Genomic DNA, 15,957 nt, shown 5'->3' on the forward strand with positions numbered 1-15,957 from the left:
GGCACCGGTCGGCCGAAGCCTTCTCGACCCGCCCCCGGGTGACGCGCCCCCAGCGGACCGCCGTGGCCCATCTCGACCTCCGCCCCCTCCCCGACATAGCCTTACCCCCGGTAACTTACTCCAGAGTCACCTCCTGCCCGCCCGCATGCCGGACAATCCCCCTCGTCGAACCCCGCGCCGCGCCACCCGCCCAGAGCCGCACCTTCCCGTCCGCCTGGAGACTCCGATGCGCGTTCAGCCTCCCGTCCGCCCCGAGCCGCGGACCCGCACCCTCGCCGGCTCCCCCTCGCTCGTCCCGCTGCTGGCCCGCGGCGCCCTGCTCTCCCCCTTCAAGCGGCCCCGCCCGGACGCCCCCGTCCCCGCCACCCGGCTCGTCCTCTCCGGCGTGCGGGTCGACCTCGCCCACCTCGCCGCTTACGAGAGGGTGTGCGGCTTCCCGACCGGCGCGGACGCCCTGCCGGTCACGTATCCGCACGTGCTCGCCTTTCCGCTGGCGATGCGGATCCTCGCGGGGCGGGCGTTCCCGCTTCCGCTGCTCGGGCTCGTGCACACCTCGATCGAGATCAGCGGCCGCCAGGAGTGCGCCGCGAGCGCGGAGTACGAACTCGCGGTGCTGGTGGAGAAGCTGACGCCGCACCGGAGGGGCACCGAGGCGACCGTGCTGACCGAGGCCAGGGTCCACGGCGGGCTCGTCTGGGAGTCGAGGAGCACCTACCTCGCCCGGCACAGGCCCCGGAACGGGGACAAGAACCACGACCGGGCCCACGAGCACGACCGGGACCGGAACCACGACCGGGACGGGGACCGGAAGCGAGACCGGGACCGGGACGGAGCCCCGGACCGGAAGCACGACCGGGGCCAGGAGCACGACAGGGGCCCCGGGCATCGCGAAGGGCCGGGACGGCCCCGGGGCTCCCAGCCGCTGCCCGCGCTCGCCGAGTGGCACCTCGCCCCGGACGTCGGCCGCCGCTACGGCGCCGTCTCAGGGGACCGCAACCCCATCCATCTGCACCCTCTCACCGCCCGCCTCTTCGGCTTCCCTCGTGCCATCGCGCACGGCATGTGGACGGTGGCCCGCTGTCTCGCCGAGTACGGGCCGGGGCAAGTGGCGGAGGTACGGGCCGAGTTCAGGGCGCCGGTACTGCTGCCCGGGGCGGTGACGTACGCGGCGCGGGGATCGTCGTTCGAGCTCCGCTCCGGCGAGCGGCTCCATCTGACCGGCGAGGTGCGGCCACCGCGCGCGTGAGACTCACCGTGCTCACCCGGCGCACCAACGCGCTGTCGTGCGGGCCCGCCACGGGCGGTGGTGCGGCGGGCCGCGAGGTGTCAGGCCTCCGCGACGGTCTGGGCCGGGATCCCCGTGGCCGGCGGGGACCAGGGCCGGCCCTGCATGAGGGTGCCGAGTCCCGTCCAGGCGAAGTTCATCAGGGTGGCGGCGGCCTGCCGGGCCGAGACGCCGGGGGTGGCGTTGGCCCACGCGGCCATCGACTCGGCGGCGCCGACCAGCGCCTCCGCGAGCCCCGCGACCTCGCGTGCGGGCAGCGACGGGTCACGGTGCGCCTCGCGTGCGGCGACGACGATCAACTGCGTGACGAAGTGGACGAGTTCCTCGCGCATCGCGAAGACCTCGGCGGCGAAGGGCTCGCCGTGCGTACGGGCCTGGAGGTGCAGGACCGCCCAGCCGTCCGGGTTCTCGGCGGTGTGGGTGAAGAACGCCCGCAGCCCTTCCCAGAGTTGCCGGTCGGCGGCCAGTTCGGGGCGGACTCCGGCGCGGACCGCCTTGGTGAGCGCCTTGGCCTCACGCCGGATGCACGCGGTGAACAGGTCTTCCTTCGAGTTCAGGTACAGATACACCAACGGCTTGGACACGCCCGCCAGTTCGGCGATCTCGTCCATCGACGCGGCTCGGTACCCACGCTGCCCGAAGGTCCGCACAGCCGCGTCCAGCATCTGCTGTTCGCGTACCGCGCGCGGCATCCGTTTGTTCTTCACAGCACCCATGCGCCAAGCCTACGAGGGACCGCCGGGCGGCCGGGCGCGCAGCGGGTTCACGATGCCTGGTTCGGGGCGCCCTGGGCGGTCTCGTCCAGGGCGGCGTCCTCCTGGTTGCGGTTGCGGTCCAGGTTCGCCCTGGCGCGGTCCACGCGGGCGACGACCTCGACCGAGGCGCGGTCGCGCGCGCCGCGCAGGACGACGAAGCTGATCGGCGCGGAGATCACCAGGGCCAGCAGGACGACCCACATGTAGTTGGAGTCGCCGAGGCCGCGCGGGGCGACGCCGGAGTAGACGAGGCCCCAGACGACCACGAGGCAGCCCACGAAGATCCCAAGGCGCATCAGTGTGTAGCGGAGCATCTCAATCCACTCTTCCGTTCCGAACGTTCCCAAAGAACCCTGTCCAGTGAAGCACGCCGGGACAGCGATCTTGCAGGGGGTCCTCGGTCACGGAGACGGGGGACCCCCGGTCGCGGAGCGGGGTCCTCGCCGCGGCGAGGGAGCGTCCTCGGTCACCGGGCGGGGGTGTTCAGGCGCGGCGCGGGAGGGGCAGCAGCATCGTGACGTCGTCCCGCTCGTCGCCGGGCGCGACGCGGATCGCGCCCGGCACCCGTCCGACCTCCTTGTAACCGCAGGAGGAGTAGAAGCGCTCAAGGCCCTCGCCACCGCGGCAGGTCAGCCGTACCGCCTCGACGCCGTCGAGACGGCCCGCCGCCTCCTCCGCGGCGGCGAGCAGGTCCCGGCCGTACCCGTTGCCCTGGTGCCGCGGGTGCACCATCACGGTGTACAGCCAGACCCAGTGCCGCATCAGCCGGTGGGTGTTGTGCGTGAGGAAGGCGGTCGCGGCGACGTCGCCCCGTTCGTCCCGGCCGACCAGCAGCCGGGTGCGGCCCTCCGCCATGGCGACGAAGTGCTTCACGAGTTCGGGGCGTACGTCGCCGGCGGCCACCGGAGGGACGAAGCCCACGGAGCCGCCGGCGTTCGAGACGTCCACCCACAGGGCGACGACACCGTCCCGGAGCCCGGGGGTGACCGCCGGGTCCAGTTCGAAGACCAGCGCCACGTCAGACCCGCATGGCCTGCGGCGACTCGCGGCGCTCCGCGTCCGGTCCCTCGTACTCGCGGATGATCTCGTAGCGCGTGTTGCGCTCCACCGGGCGGAAACCGGCGTCACGGATCAGGTCGAGGATGTCCTCGCGGGTCAGCTTGTTGGGCGTCCCGAAGTTGTCCGCGTCGTGCGTGATCTTGTACTCGACGACCGAGCCGTCCATGTCGTCGGCGCCGTGCTGGAGCGCGAGCTGGGCGGTCTGGACTCCGTGCATGACCCAGAAGACCTTGACGTGCGGGACGTTGTCGAAGAGCAGCCGGGAGACGGCGAACGTCTTCAGCGCCTCGGCGCCGGTCGCCATCTGGGTGCGCGCCTGGAGGCGGTTCCTGACCTTGCCGTCCTTCATGTCCACGAAGTCGTGCTGGTAGCGCAGCGGGATGAAGACCTGGAAGCCGCCGGTCTCGTCCTGGAGCTCACGCAGCCTGAGCACGTGGTCGACCCGGTGACGGGGCTCCTCGATGTGCCCGTAGAGCATCGTGCACGGGGTCTTGAGCCCCTTCTCGTGCGCGAGGCGGTGGATGCGCGACCAGTCCTCCCAGTGGGTGCGGTGATCGACGATGTGCTGCCGGACCTCCCAGTCGAAGATCTCCGCGCCACCGCCGGTCAGCGACTCCAGACCGGCCTCGATCAGCTCGTCGAGGATCTCCGAGGCCGACAGCCCGGAGATGGTCTCGAAGTGGTGGATCTCGGTGGCCGTGAACGCCTTCAGCGAGACGTCCGGCAGCGCCTTCTTCAGTTCGCTGAGCGAGCGCGGGTAGTAGCGCCAGGGCAGGCTGGGGTGCAGGCCGTTGACGATGTGCAGCTCGGTGAGGTTCTCGCCCTCCATCGCCTTGGCGAGGCGGACGGCCTCCTCGATGCGCATCGTGTACGCGTCCTTCTCGCCCGGCTTGCGCTGGAACGAGCAGTACGCGCAGGACGCGGTGCACACGTTCGTCATGTTGAGGTGACGGTTGACGTTGAAGTGGACGACGTCGCCGTTCTTCCGCGTGCGCACCTCGTGCGCGAGCCCGCCGAGCCAGGCCAGGTCGTCCGACTCGTACAGCGCGATGCCGTCCTCGCGGCTGAGCCGCTCACCGGCCCGGACCTTGTCCTCCAGCTCGCGCTTGAGCCCGACATCCATGCGATTACCTCTCCCTGTGACGAACGCTGCCAACCGTACTCCCCCGCCTTTCCGGCGAAGGGCCCCCACCAGGGGTTTCGCGCCTACTCCTCCTCGGGCAGCTCTCCGACCCGGTTCTCCCACTTCGTGGAGAGCACGATCGTCGTACGGGTGCGGGAGACGCCCTTGGTCCCGGACAGCCGCCGGATGGTCTTCTCCAGTCCGTCGACGTCGCTGGAGCGCACCTTGAGCATGAACGAGTCGTCGCCCGCGATGAACCAGCAGTCCTCGATCTCGCTGAGGTCGCGCAGCCGCCGCGCCACGTCCTCGTGGTCGGCGGCGTCGGAGAGCGAGATCCCGATCAGGGCGGTGACGCCGAGACCGAGCGAGGCCGAGTCGACCGTCGCGCGGTACCCGGTGATGACGCCGGCCGCCTCCAGCCGGTTGATGCGGTCGGTGACACTGGGTCCCGACAGTCCGACGAGGCGCCCCAGCTCCGCGTAGGAGGCCCGGCCGTTCTCCCTCAGGGCCTGGATGAGCTGCCTGTCCACCGCGTCCATGCGATCGAAGCCTTCCGCTGAAAAGGTCTGAGAAGTCGTGAGAGGTCGAGAGGTCGTGAGGGTCAGGTGGTGGCGTCCCGGGAACCGCTCCCGAGTTCGCCCTTCCACCGGCGGTAGAGGCCGTGTTCGACGCCCGCCGCGTCGAGGGCCCGTCCGGCGACGAAGTCCACCAGGTCCTGGATGTGCGTGGCTCCCGCGTAGAACGCCGGTGAGGCGGGCAGCACGGTGGCGCCCGCGTCGTCCAGGGAGACCATGTGACGCAGTGTCTGCCCGTTCAGCGGGGTCTCCCGTACGGCGACGACCAGCGTGCGCCCCTCCTTGAGGGTGACACTCGCGGCCCGTTGCAGCAGATCCTTGGAGAGGCCGAGGGCGACTCCGGCCACGCAGGCGGTGGACGCGGGCACGATCAGCATGCCCTTGGCCGGATACGACCCGGACGAGGGGCCCGCCGCCAGGTCACCGGCGCTCCAGTGCCGTACGCCGTCGAGACGCTCCCCGGGGATGTCGAAGGTGCCGGGCTTGCCGTCGGCGCCCCGCTCCAGCCACGCGCGCAGGTCGTCCCGCCAGTGGGCGTCGCGGAACGGGAGGCCGGTCTCGTCGAGCAGCGTGAGCCGTGAGGCCCTGCTGACGACCAGGTCGACGCTCTCCCCCGCTTCCAGCAGCGAACGCAGCACCGCGGCCGCGTACGGCGTACCGGACGCGCCGGAGACCCCCACGATCCAAGGCCGGCGCTGCGTCTGTCCTGGCTTCATGATGTCGAGCCTATCCGGCCACCGCCCATGGTCAGACCGTCAGCCCGCGCACCAGCAGGTCGAGCAGGGCGCACACGAACAGGGCGATCCCGATGAAGCCGTTGACCTGGAAGAACGCCCGGTTCAGCCGGCTCAGGTCGTGCGGCTTCACGATGGAGTGCTCGTAGAGGAAGGCACCCGCGACGATCACCAGGCCGAGCCAGAAGAAGGCGCCGGCGCCGGTGGCCACCCCGTACCAGACGAAGAGCGCCGTCGTCACGGCGTGGCAGCCTCGCGCGCCCCGGATCGCGGCCGGGATGCCGAAGCGCGCGGGCACCGACATCACACCGATCTCGCGGTCGGTCTCGACGTCCTGGCAGGCGTAGATCAGGTCGAAGCCGCCGATCCAGACGCCGACCGCGAGGCCGAGGACGACCGCGTCCCAGGACCAGGTGCCGGTGACGGCGATCCAGGCGCCGACCGGGCCCATCGCCTGGGCGAGGCCCAGGATGGCCTGCGGGAAGTTCGTGAACCGCTTGCCGTACGGGTACACGACCATCGGGATGACCGCGATGGGCGCCAGCGCGAGGCACAGCGGGTTGAGCAGGGCGGCGGCGCCGAGGAAGACGACCAGGGCGACCAGCGCGCCGGTCCAGGCGTGCTTCACGCTCATCGCGCCGGTGACCAGTTCGCGATGGGCCGTACGGGGGTTGCGGGCGTCGATCTCGCGGTCGATGATCCGGTTCGCCGCCATGGCGAAGGTGCGCAGGCCCACCATCGCGACGGTGACCAGGAGCAGCTTCGCCCAGTGGATGTTCTTGTCGACCTCGAACATCGCCGTCAGCGCGGCGATGTAGGCGAAGGGCAGCGCGAACACCGAGTGCTCGATCATGACGAGCCGCAGGAACGCCTTGGTGCGGCCCGGCTGCGGAAGCGCCGCGGAAGCTGAACTCACAGCCCGTACTCCTTCCAACGGCGGTCGACCTTCGCCGCCGTCTGCGGGTCGGACAGCACCATCTCGGGCCAGCCGCCGTCCCGGGTGTAGCCCTCCTCGGGCCACTTCTTCGTCGCGTCGATGCCCGCCTTGCCGCCCCAGAACTGCTGGTAGGAGGCGTGGTCGAGGTGGTCGACCGGGCCTTCGACGACGGTGAGGTCACGTCCGTAGTCCGTGTTGCCGAGCGCGCGCCAGGCCACCTCGTGCAGATCGTGGACGTCGCAGTCCGCGTCCACGACCACGATGAGCTTCGTCAGGGACATCATGTGGGCGCCCCAGACGGCGTGCATCACCTTCTGGGCGTGCTTGGGGTACTTCTTGTCGATCGAGACGATCGCGCAGTTGTGGAAACCGCCTGCCTCCGGCAGGTGGTAGTCCACGATGTCCGGCACGATGATCTTGAGCAGGGGGAGGAAGAACCGCTCCGTCGCCCGGCCCAGGGGCCCGTCCTCCGTCGGGGGCCGCCCCACCACGATGGACTGGAGCAACGGCCGCTTCCGCATCGTCACGCAGTCGATCGTCAGCGCCGGGAACGGCTCCTGCGGGGTGTAGAACCCCGTGTGGTCGCCGAACGGACCCTCCGGCAGCGTCTCGCCCGGTTCCAGCCAGCCCTCCAGGACGACCTCGGCGTTCGCGGGCACCTGGAGCGGAACGGTCTTGCAGTCGACCATCTCGATCCGCTTGCCCTGGATGAACCCGGCGAAGAGGTACTCGTCGATGTCACCGGGCAGCGGGGCGGTGGAGGCGTACGTCACGGCGGGCGGGCAGCCGAAGGCGATCGCCACGGGCAGCCGCTCGCCCCTGCGGGCCGCGACCTGGTAGTGGTTCCGGCTGTCCTTGTGGATCTGCCAGTGCATGCCGATGGTGCGCTTGTCGTGGCGCTGGAGGCGGTACAGACCGAGGTTGCGGATGCCGGACTCGGGGTCCTTGGTGTGGGTGAGCCCCAGGTTGAAGAAGGAGCCGCCGTCGTCGGGCCAGGTGAACAGGGCGGGCAGGGCGTCGAGGTCGACGTCCTCGCCGCGCAGCACCACTTCCTGCACCGGCGCGTCCTTGACCTTCTTCGGCGGTACGTGCGCCATCGCGCCGAGCTTCCCGAAGGCCTCGCGCACGCCCACGAAGCCGTGCGGAAGCTCCGGCCGGAGCAGCCCGCCGATCTTCTCGGAGATCTCGGCGTACGACTTCAGCCCGAGGGCCTTCAGCAGTCGCCGGTCGGTGCCGAAGACGTTCATCGCGAGCGGCATCGCCGAGCCGCGCACGTTCTCGAAGAGGAGCGCGGGCCCGCCGGCCTTCTGTACCCGGTCGACGATCTCCCCGACCTCCAGGTACGGATCCACCTCGGCCTTGATGCGCTTGAGGTCTCCCTCGCGCTCCAGCGCCCTCAGCAGGGAGCGAAGATCGTCGTAAGCCATGTGTCCAAGTATCGGCCACCCGCTACCCTGTGCCCGTCACCGGGGGGCCCGTGCCGCCCCGCCGTCGCTCACTGGGGGATCGTTCGGCCATGCTCAGGTATCTGCCCTTCCTGCTGGTCCTGGCGCTGTGGATCTACGCCTTCGTCGACTGCCTGAACACGCCGGAGGAGGAGGTCAGAGGCCTGCCCAAGGTGGTCTGGGTCATCATCATCCTGCTCTTCGGCGAGGTGCTGGTCGGTCCCGTCGCCTGGCTGGTCGCGGGCCGCAACCGCCGGGGTCCGGCGGGCGGCTCCACGCCCTCCGAGTGGCACCGCAACCAGCGGACGACGTTCGTCGCCCCTGACGACAACCCCGAGTTCCTCAAATCCCTCAAGGCCGAGAACCGCAAGGACGAGTCCCTCCTGAAGGACTGGGAGGCCGACCTGCGGCGCCGCGAGGAGGAGCTGAAGCGACGCGAGGACCGGAGCAGGTCCGACGAAGAGTCCTGACGTGGAACTGCGTCTGCTGGTGACCTTCGAGAAGGTCGCGACCGTACGGAGCTTCACCCGGGCCGCCGCCGAGCTGGCGTACGCGCAGTCCAGTGTGACCAGCCAGATCCGCGCCCTGGAGTCCTCGCTCGGCACGGAGCTCTTCGACCGGCTGGGCAGCAGGATCAGGCTGACCGAGGCGGGCGAACGGCTGCTGCCCTACGCCCGGCAGATCATCGAGCTGACCGAGGAGGCGCGGGCCGCGGTCGTCGGCGCCGAGGAGCCCTCCGGCGCGCTCACCGTCGGCACGATGGAGTCCCTCACCTCCTACCGGCTGCTGCCGCTCCTGGAGTTCTTCCACCACCGCCACCCCGGGGTGCGGCTGTCGCTGCGCACGACCATCGGCGACGAGACCCGCCAGGCCCTGCGCCAGGGCACGTACGACGTCGGCTTCCTGATGGAGGAGGACACCGAGCACGCGGGTCTGGAGGTCGCGGTGCTCGCGGAGGAACCTCTCGCGCTGGTCGCCGCGCCCGGCCATCCGCTCGCCGGCACGGCACCGGCCACCGCCGGCCTCACCGGCCACTCCCTGCTCGCCACCGAACCCGGCTGCGCCTACCGGGACTTGTTCGAGCGGGAGCTCAACGCCTGCCTCCCGGAAGGTTCCTCCGTCGACTTCACCGAGTTCGGCACGATCGAGGCGACCAAACGCGCCGCGGCGGCCGGCCTCGGGATCGCGCTGCTTCCCGAGGTGACGGTCGCCGCGGAACTGGAGCGGGGAGGACTCGTACGGCTGGACTGGGAGCCGCCGTTCACGCTTCGGACGCAACTGGCGTGGCGGGCCGGGAAGCGGCTTCCGGCGCATGCGCGGCTGTTCGTGGAGCGGGCGCGGCGACTGGTGTCCGAGGAGTCCGGACGACCCGGGTGATCCGGCCGGCCAGGGAGGTCCCGGCGGTCCCGGCGGTCCTGGGGAGCGTGACCTTCAGGCCGGCCGTCACGATCAGCGGGACGCCGAGGGCCTGGACGAGACCGATGTGGTGGCCGTACACCGCCCAGTCCATGACCATCGCGACGGCCGGGTAGGTGAAGGCGAGCACGGCGATCTTCGCGGTGGGGAGCTTGGCGTACGCGGCGTACATCAGGACGTACATCAGCCCGGTGTGGACGACTCCGAGTCCGATCAGCCAGCCCCAGTCCGCGCCGGTCCCGCGCATCGCGCCGAAGTCGGCGAAGGGGAGCAGCAGCGGGATGCCGACGAGGACCTGGACGAGCGCGATGAGGTGGGGCCGGACGCCGGTGATGCGCTTGGTGACCAGGGTGGACAGTCCGTAGAGGAGCGCGGCGAGGAGAGCCTGTCCGATGCCGGTGAGGTACGAGCCGCCGTTCGCGAAGTCGGCCGGGGAGACGCCCGAGACGAGGACGAGACCGGCGAAGGCGAGGCCGATCCAGCCGACCTTGGCGGCGGTGAGCCGTTCGCGGAAGAGCAGGGCGCCGAGCAGCACCACGGAGAACGGCTGGGTGTGGTAGACGACGGTCGCGACGGAGATCGAGGTGTTCTCGTACGACTGGAAGAGCAGGACCCAGTTGAAGACGATGAACACCCCGCCGAGCGCGGCGAGTCCGAGTGTGCGCGGGGTGAAGCCGTGGCCCCGGAAGTAGCCCCGGGCCAGCGCGTAGCCGCCGAGGGCGAGCGCCCCGAACAGGACGCGGAAGAACACGACGTTGAAGGGCGAGGCCCCGGACTCGACGACGAAGACGCCGAGGGTCCCGGAGAGCATCATGGCGGCGGTGAGCTGGGCGATGCCCTTGTTCTCGACTGCGGTGGCTGAGGTCATGCGCCGAAGGTAGGAGCGGCACCCCCCGCCGGGCCACGGCCCACCATGGCGTCCTGCCGATGCCCCCATCGGCACCGCCGATGCGTGCTGGCAGGCGGGCGGGACCCGGGAACCGGCCGGACGCGACGCACCGGCGCCGGCGCCGAGCGGAGGACGGGAAGGGGGGGTGCCCTCGGCGTCAGACTCCGGCCTGAAGGCGGAGGCCCGCCAGGGTCAGGTCCAGCCCGGCGAGGAACTGCTCCTTGTCGTCGTGCCCGTCGAACTCGTCGACGATGTCGCGCACGAACGGGTACTCCCCGGCGTCGAGCGCACGCCACGTCTCGGTGTAGCGACCGAGGAACTCGTCGCGGTCCACGTAGCCGTCGAGCACCTCCTGGGGAGGCTCCTGCCCCAGGTCGGCGGCGTTGCCGACCACGACGCCCACGATCGCCGACACGGCGTAGAAGCGCTGCTGCGGCGTGAGGTCGAGCCGAAGGGTCTGCTGTCCCAGCTTCTCGTAGAGCCGCAACGAGTTGCCCTGGACGTCGGTGCGGCGCATGAAGTGCGGACCCAGCCACGGCCGGTCCACGATCGCGTCGAACAGCGTGACGGCCATCACGCGCAGGTCGTCGATCGGGTCGCCGCTGCCGGTCTGCCCCTCGACGGCGGTGAGCACCCCGCCGAGCACGTGGTCGATGGCGCGGTCGAGCAGGTCGTCCTTGCCCGAGACGTACCAGTAGATGCTGCCGACGCCGGTGCCGAGCCTGGTCGCGAGGGCACGGAGGGTCAGCGCCGGCTCGCCCGCCTCGTCGAGCAGGGCCACGGCCGCGGTGAGAACGGCCTCGATGGAGTGCGAGGCACGTTGACGTCCCCGGGAAGGACGATCGGCGGGTCGTGGTCGCGGGCCTGTCATGACGCCCATCCAATCACAGCTTGCGCAATTATCGAACCTCGTTCTATTGTCGAACAACGTTCCATTGCCGAACGCCGTTCGATAGTCGACGGCGTTCCGAGAGGAGGCCCGGCATGACCACGACCGCCATAGCGCCCGCCGCATCGCGTACCTATCCGTCCCTGCGCGCGGCATGGATTCCCCTGGCCGCGCTGTGCCTGGCCTTCTTCGTCGAGATGGTCGACAACACGCTGCTCTCGATCGCGCTGCCCACGATCGGACGGGACCTCGACAGCAGCACGACCGCGCTGCAGTGGGTCACCGGCGGGTACTCGCTGACGTTCGGCGGCCTGCTGCTGACGGCGGGATCGATGGCCGACCGGCTCGGGCGCCGCCGTGTGCTGCTGGCCGGCCTGGCGGTGTTCGGCGTACTCAGCCTGGCCGTCGTCGCGGTCACCACGGCGGGGCAGCTCATCACCTTGCGGGCCGGCCTCGGCATCGCCGCGGCGGCGATGGCCCCCATCACCAACTCGCTGGTCTTCCGGCTGTTCGACGACAAGGCGCTGCGGATGCGCGCCATGACCCTGATGATCGTCGTCGGCATGTCCGGCTTCGTCCTCGGCCCGCTGCTGGGCGGCACGGCCCTGGCCCACTTCCAGTGGCAGTGGCTCCTGATCGTCAACGCCCCGATCGCGCTGATCGCGGCCGTCGGCGTCCGTCTCGGTGTCCCGGCCGACCGGCCCGAGGACCTGACCCACGACAAGCTCGACCTGCCGGGCGCCGGCCTGAGCGTCACCGCCATCGGTCTCGCCTGCTACTCGCTGACCAGCGGAGTCGAGCACGGCTGGCTCTCCACGATCACCCTCGCGTCCGTCCTCGGTGCCATCGTCGCGGCGATCGCGTTCGTGTGGCACGAGCGCCGCAGCGCGTCGCCGATGCTGGACCTGCGCCTCTTCTCCGACGGAACCGTCCGCGGCGCCGCCATCGCGCAGATCGGCACGGCCATCGCGATGGCCGCCGTGATGTTCGGGCTGATCCTCCACTTCCAGTACGCCTACGGGTGGAGCCCCGTACGGGCCGGCCTGGCGAACCTGCCGATCATCGTGACCATGATCGTCGCCACCCCCCTGTCCGAGTGGCTCGCGGGAAGGTTCGGCCACCGCGTCGCCTGCCTGGTCGGCGCGGCCTGCCTGGCCGGCTCACTGGCCGGCCTGTCCTGGGGCGTCGACCACGGCTACGGCGCCATCGCGGCCTGCATGGTCGTGATGACCGTCGGACTGCGCACCGTCATGACGATCTGCGCCATCGCGCTCGTCGACGCGATGCCGGGCAACCGGACGTCGATCGGCACGGCGCTCAACGACACCGCCCAGGAGGTCGGAAGCAGCATCGGCACCGCCGTGGTCGGCACCCTCATCGCCGCGCTGGTCACCACTCGGCTGCCCGCGGGCACCTGGAGCGACACTCTGGTGGCGTCGTTCTTCCACGGCGAGCGGATCACCTACGCCGTGCTGGCGGTCGTCGTCGGCCTGATCGCGGCCGGCGGCGCGCTCACGCTCACCGACTCCCGCGCCACCGAAGAGCACGCCTGAGCCACCCGAGCCGGCGTCGCCGAGCCCCACCGCACACAGCCGGAAGCGCCACCGAGACCGCTCAGCGGGACGGCTCCTCGCGCAGGACGAGCGCGAGGAGGCCCGGGAAGCGGGCGTCGAACTCCGCCCGGCGCAGCCGGTTGACCCGCTTGGGCCCCTCGTCGCGCTGCTCGACGAGACCGGCGCCGCGGAGCACGGAGAAGTGATGACTGAGAGCCGCCTTGCCGACGGGTACGTCGAAGCTGCCGCAGCTGCGGCTCCACTCCTCGGACTCCGCCAGTGCCCTGACGAGCTGGAGCCGCACGGGATCGGCGAGGGCGGCGAGGGCCGTCTGCACGGGGACCTCGTCCGGGTGGGTGTGCTCGGGCGCCGCCCGGTGACTGGTCCGCTCCGCCACGCCGGTCTCCCCTGGTGATTCCCTGATCCGCTTGCCGAGTGTTCGATGAAAACCATACACTCCCGAGTGTTCGCTTTTCATTGAACAGTGCACGGCGGGCGCGGACTGACCTGCCGGGCGTCAGCCGGAGGTGTGCCATGCGTACGGTCGCATTCCAGGAGTACGGCGGTCCCGAGGTCCTGCGGGTCACGGAGGCGAAGGTCCCCGGTCCGGGCCCCGGACAGGTGAGCATCGACGTGGCCTACGCGGGCGTGAACTTCGCCGACCTCAAGGCGAGGTCGGAGGGCTACCGCGTACCCGGCCTCCCGTTCGTGCCCGGACTCGAGGTCTCGGGCCGGATCCGCGCGGTCGGTCCGGACGTCACGGGACTGCGGGTGGGCCAGGAGGTCGCGGCGCTGACGGAGGGCGGGGCGTACGCGGAGGTGGCCGTGGCCGACGCCGTGACGGTCTTCCCGCTGCCCGGCGGTGTCGACCTGCGCACCGGCGCCACGCTCCCCACCGTCGTGCCCACGGCGTACGCGCTCCTGCACACCGTGGGCCGGCTCCAGCCCGGCGAGACCGTTCTCGTCCAGGGCGCGGCGGGCGGTGTGGGCACGGTGCTGGGCCTGCTGGCGAAGGCGGCGGGGGCCGGGACGGTGTTCGGCGTCGTGTCCGCCGCCCCGAAGGCCGAGTACGCCCTCGCCCACGGCTACGACGAGGTGTTCGTGGGCCCGTTCGCGGACGAGGTCCGCGCGGCGACCGCCGGCCGCGGGGTGGACCTGGCCCTGGACCCGGTGGGCGGCGAGACCCTCCGCGGCAGCCTCGCCTCCCTCGCCCCCTTCGGCCGCCTGGTCTCCTTCGGCAACGCGAGCTCGGCGGAGCCCTGGACGGTGGGCCGGCCGGAGCTCTACCCCACGGGCCTGTCGGTCGCCGGGTTCTCGATCCTCGGCCTCGCCAGGACGGACCCGGCCGCCCTCCGCGCCATCGCCTCGCGCGCGTTCGAGCTCGTGGCCGACGGCACGGTGATCCTGCCGGTGACGGCGGAGTTCGGCCTGGAGACGGCCGGGGAGGCGCACGCGCTGATGGGATCACGGACGAGCACGGGGAAGCTGCTGCTGCGGGTGACGGACTCCGGCCGGTAACGGCAGCACGTGTCCGAGCCCCGGACCTACGCGCCCTCGTGTTCCGGCGACGTGGGAGGGGGACCCGGGGGACAGTGGGGCCATGGAGCGCATCGATCAGGTACAGGCCCGCGCGTGGCTCGCGACCGCCCTGGCGGAGGCACGCGCCGGGCTCGCCGAGGGCGGTATCCCCATCGGGGCCGCGCTGTACGGCGCGGACGGCACCCTGCTCGGCCGCGGCCACAACCGCCGCGTCCAGGACGGCGACCCCTCGGCGCACGGCGAGACGGCCGCCTTCCGCGACGCGGGACGGCAGCGGACGTATCGCGGCACGACCATGGTGACCACCCTGTCGCCGTGCTGGTACTGCAGCGGGCTGGTCCGGCAGTTCGGGATCTCCCGGGTGATCGTCGGCGAGGCGGCCACCTTCCACGGCGGCCACGACTGGCTCGCCGAACACGGTGTGCGGATCGTGCTGCTCGACGATCCCGAGTGCACCGCGCTGATGCGCGACTTCATCGAGAAGAACCCGGCCCTGTGGAACGAGGACATCGGTGAATGACCCGGTGAACAACCCCGTGAACGACCCGGCGAACGCCCCGGGGACGGCGGCACCCGCCCCCACCGGCCCCGCCCACCCGCCGGCTCCAGGCGTCCCCGGCGCCGGCCTCGCGCACCCGGCACCTCCCGGCGCCACCGCACACGTCGCACGCCCGTCGGCTCCCGACGCCGACCCCGCACACCCGGCACCTCCCGGCATCCCCGACGCCACCACCCACTCCGCGCGCCCAGCGGCCGCCGGCATCCCCACCGTCGATCTGCGTCCCTGGTTCTCCGGGGACCGTGGCGCACGGGCCGTGCTCGCCCGGACCGTCGACGAGGCCCTGCGAACGGCCGGGTTCCTGCTCGTCACCGGCCACGGTGTGGACCCGGAGCTGCGCCGGGGCCTGCGGGACGCCGCCCGTGCCTTCTTCGCGCTGCCCCCCGGGACCAAGCAGCCGTACGCCGACCGGGTCGGCGGGCGCGGCTGGCTCGGGCCCGGCGCCGAGGCCAACGGCTACGCGGAGGGCACGAAGACCCCGCCGGACCTCAAGGAGTCGCTGACGTTCGCGACGCACGAGCCGTTCGAGGACCCGGAGATCAACGCGCAGTGGTACGCGCCGAACGTCTGGCCCGCCGAGGCCCCTTCGCTGCGGGCGCTCTGCGAGGAGTACCTGGCCGAGATGGCCCGGCTGGAGAACGAACTTCTGGAGCTGCTCGGCGAGGCGCTCGGCCTCGAACCGGACTTCTTCACCCGGCACATGGACCATCCGACGTACGGCTTCAACATCAACTGGTATCCGGGGACGGAGGTCGTCGGCGAGCCCGAGCCGGGCCAGTTCCGCATCGGGCCCCACACCGACTTCGGCACCGTCACCATCCTCGACCGGCAGGCCGGCAAGGGCGGGCTCCAGGTGTTCACGGACGCGGACGGCTGGCAGGACGCCCCGTTCGACCCGGCGGCGCTGACGATCAACATCGGTGACCTCATGGCCCGTTGGACCGGTGACCGATGGCGCTCGGGACGGCACCGGGTGCTGCCGCCGCCGGCCGACGCTCCCGCCGAGGAGCTGATCTCGCTCGTGTACTTCGGCGAGTGCGCGCCGGGAACGCTGGTCGAGTCGGTGCCCGCCCCCGTCGGCCGCGTCGTGTACGAACCCGTGGACTCCCACGTCTACCTGCGCCAGAAGCTCGATTCGATCACTGTCGGTTGAACGGTTGAACGTTTTCGTAACTGAACGGACACCGGATGCCCTATCC

At 71.3% G+C, this 15,957-nt stretch carries 18 protein-coding genes; 7 read left to right on the top strand and 11 right to left on the bottom strand.

Going from position 1 to position 15,957, the window contains the following annotated elements; genetic code table 11:
• The first annotated feature begins 226 nt into the window (after nt 1-226).
• Nucleotides 227-1,246, top strand: a complete 1,020-nt coding sequence (locus tag ACF07B_RS17295; RefSeq protein WP_392179504.1) for a MaoC/PaaZ C-terminal domain-containing protein — start codon at nt 227-229, stop codon at nt 1,244-1,246.
• 80 nt (nt 1,247-1,326) lie between these two features.
• On the opposite strand, the gene ACF07B_RS17300 is transcribed toward ACF07B_RS17295, so the two are convergent.
• The 8 genes from ACF07B_RS17300 to ACF07B_RS17335 all read right to left on the bottom strand — a co-directional run bounded on the left by ACF07B_RS17300 (nt 1,327) and on the right by ACF07B_RS17335 (nt 7,895).
• Nucleotides 1,327-2,001 carry a TetR/AcrR family transcriptional regulator gene (locus ACF07B_RS17300; protein ID WP_392179505.1) on the bottom strand — a complete coding sequence of 225 codons (675 nt, stop codon included), beginning with the start codon at nt 1,999-2,001 and terminating at the stop codon, nt 1,327-1,329.
• A gap of 47 nt (nt 2,002-2,048) precedes the next feature.
• Nucleotides 2,049-2,354, bottom strand: a complete 306-nt coding sequence (locus ACF07B_RS17305; RefSeq protein WP_369480629.1) for a DUF4229 domain-containing protein — start codon at nt 2,352-2,354, stop codon at nt 2,049-2,051.
• Between the two features lie 169 nt (nt 2,355-2,523).
• Complete coding sequence (locus ACF07B_RS17310) at nt 2,524-3,057, bottom strand: GNAT family N-acetyltransferase (protein ID WP_392179506.1); 534 nt, start codon at nt 3,055-3,057, stop codon at nt 2,524-2,526.
• 1 nt (nt 3,058) lies between these two features.
• A complete protein-coding gene (mqnE, locus tag ACF07B_RS17315) occupies nt 3,059-4,222 on the bottom strand; it encodes an aminofutalosine synthase MqnE (protein WP_362405631.1) in 1,164 nt (387 codons plus the stop codon).
• Between the two features lie 83 nt (nt 4,223-4,305).
• A complete protein-coding gene (locus tag ACF07B_RS17320; RefSeq protein ID WP_266761447.1) occupies nt 4,306-4,761 on the bottom strand; it encodes an Lrp/AsnC family transcriptional regulator in 456 nt (151 codons plus the stop codon).
• 62 nt (nt 4,762-4,823) lie between these two features.
• Nucleotides 4,824-5,513, bottom strand: coding sequence for a UbiX family flavin prenyltransferase (locus tag ACF07B_RS17325; RefSeq protein ID WP_392179507.1), 690 nt, complete (start codon nt 5,511-5,513; stop codon nt 4,824-4,826).
• A 31-nt stretch (nt 5,514-5,544) separates the two neighbouring features.
• The gene (gene mqnP / locus ACF07B_RS17330) at nt 5,545-6,447 is read right to left on the bottom strand and encodes a menaquinone biosynthesis prenyltransferase MqnP (protein WP_362405640.1); all 903 of its coding nucleotides are present in this window, start codon (nt 6,445-6,447) and stop codon (nt 5,545-5,547) included.
• Nucleotides 6,444-7,895 carry a menaquinone biosynthesis decarboxylase gene (locus ACF07B_RS17335; RefSeq protein ID WP_329301087.1) on the bottom strand — a complete coding sequence of 484 codons (1,452 nt, stop codon included), beginning with the start codon at nt 7,893-7,895 and terminating at the stop codon, nt 6,444-6,446. The genes mqnP and ACF07B_RS17335 overlap by 4 nt, the downstream gene beginning before the upstream one ends.
• An 89-nt stretch (nt 7,896-7,984) precedes the next feature.
• Here ACF07B_RS17335 and ACF07B_RS17340 point away from each other — a divergent pair, with 89 nt between their 5' ends.
• Both ACF07B_RS17340 and ACF07B_RS17345 read left to right on the top strand, forming a co-directional pair.
• Nucleotides 7,985-8,383 (top strand): PLD nuclease N-terminal domain-containing protein, encoded by a 399-nt coding sequence (locus ACF07B_RS17340; RefSeq protein WP_369480634.1) that lies wholly within the window; start codon nt 7,985-7,987, stop codon nt 8,381-8,383.
• 1 nt (nt 8,384) lies between these two features.
• The gene (locus tag ACF07B_RS17345) at nt 8,385-9,290 is read left to right on the top strand and encodes a LysR family transcriptional regulator (RefSeq protein ID WP_392179508.1); all 906 of its coding nucleotides are present in this window, start codon (nt 8,385-8,387) and stop codon (nt 9,288-9,290) included.
• Here the strand turns inward: ACF07B_RS17345 and ACF07B_RS17350 are convergent.
• Both ACF07B_RS17350 and ACF07B_RS17355 read right to left on the bottom strand, forming a co-directional pair.
• On the bottom strand, nt 9,175-10,197 hold the full coding sequence (locus ACF07B_RS17350) for a DMT family transporter (RefSeq protein ID WP_369480637.1): 1,023 nt from the start codon (nt 10,195-10,197) through the stop codon (nt 9,175-9,177). The genes ACF07B_RS17345 and ACF07B_RS17350 overlap by 116 nt on opposite strands.
• Nucleotides 10,198-10,375: 178 nt before the next feature.
• Nucleotides 10,376-11,023, bottom strand: a complete 648-nt coding sequence (locus tag ACF07B_RS17355; RefSeq protein ID WP_369480667.1) for a TetR/AcrR family transcriptional regulator — start codon at nt 11,021-11,023, stop codon at nt 10,376-10,378.
• A 179-nt stretch (nt 11,024-11,202) separates the two neighbouring features.
• Between ACF07B_RS17355 and ACF07B_RS17360 the strand changes: the two genes are divergently transcribed.
• Complete coding sequence (locus tag ACF07B_RS17360; protein WP_392179509.1) at nt 11,203-12,660, top strand: MFS transporter; 1,458 nt, start codon at nt 11,203-11,205, stop codon at nt 12,658-12,660.
• Nucleotides 12,661-12,721: 61 nt separating this feature from the next.
• Here the strand turns inward: ACF07B_RS17360 and ACF07B_RS17365 are convergent, their stop codons facing one another.
• Nucleotides 12,722-13,057 (bottom strand): ArsR/SmtB family transcription factor, encoded by a 336-nt coding sequence (locus tag ACF07B_RS17365; protein ID WP_392179510.1) that lies wholly within the window; start codon nt 13,055-13,057, stop codon nt 12,722-12,724.
• A 137-nt stretch (nt 13,058-13,194) separates the two neighbouring features.
• On the opposite strand from ACF07B_RS17365, the gene ACF07B_RS17370 reads away from it, so the two are divergent.
• The 3 genes from ACF07B_RS17370 to ACF07B_RS17380 all read left to right on the top strand — a co-directional run bounded on the left by ACF07B_RS17370 (nt 13,195) and on the right by ACF07B_RS17380 (nt 15,911).
• Nucleotides 13,195-14,178, top strand: coding sequence for a zinc-binding alcohol dehydrogenase family protein (locus ACF07B_RS17370; RefSeq protein ID WP_392179511.1), 984 nt, complete (start codon nt 13,195-13,197; stop codon nt 14,176-14,178).
• A gap of 82 nt (nt 14,179-14,260) precedes the next feature.
• The gene (locus ACF07B_RS17375) at nt 14,261-14,719 is read left to right on the top strand and encodes a nucleoside deaminase (protein ID WP_369480642.1); all 459 of its coding nucleotides are present in this window, start codon (nt 14,261-14,263) and stop codon (nt 14,717-14,719) included.
• A 241-nt stretch (nt 14,720-14,960) separates the two neighbouring features.
• A complete protein-coding gene (locus ACF07B_RS17380; RefSeq protein ID WP_392179546.1) occupies nt 14,961-15,911 on the top strand; it encodes an isopenicillin N synthase family dioxygenase in 951 nt (316 codons plus the stop codon).
• Nucleotides 15,912-15,957: the final 46 nt, after the last annotated feature.

The organism is Streptomyces sp. NPDC015532, assembly GCF_043078065.1.
Classification (GTDB): domain Bacteria; phylum Actinomycetota; class Actinomycetes; order Streptomycetales; family Streptomycetaceae; genus Streptomyces.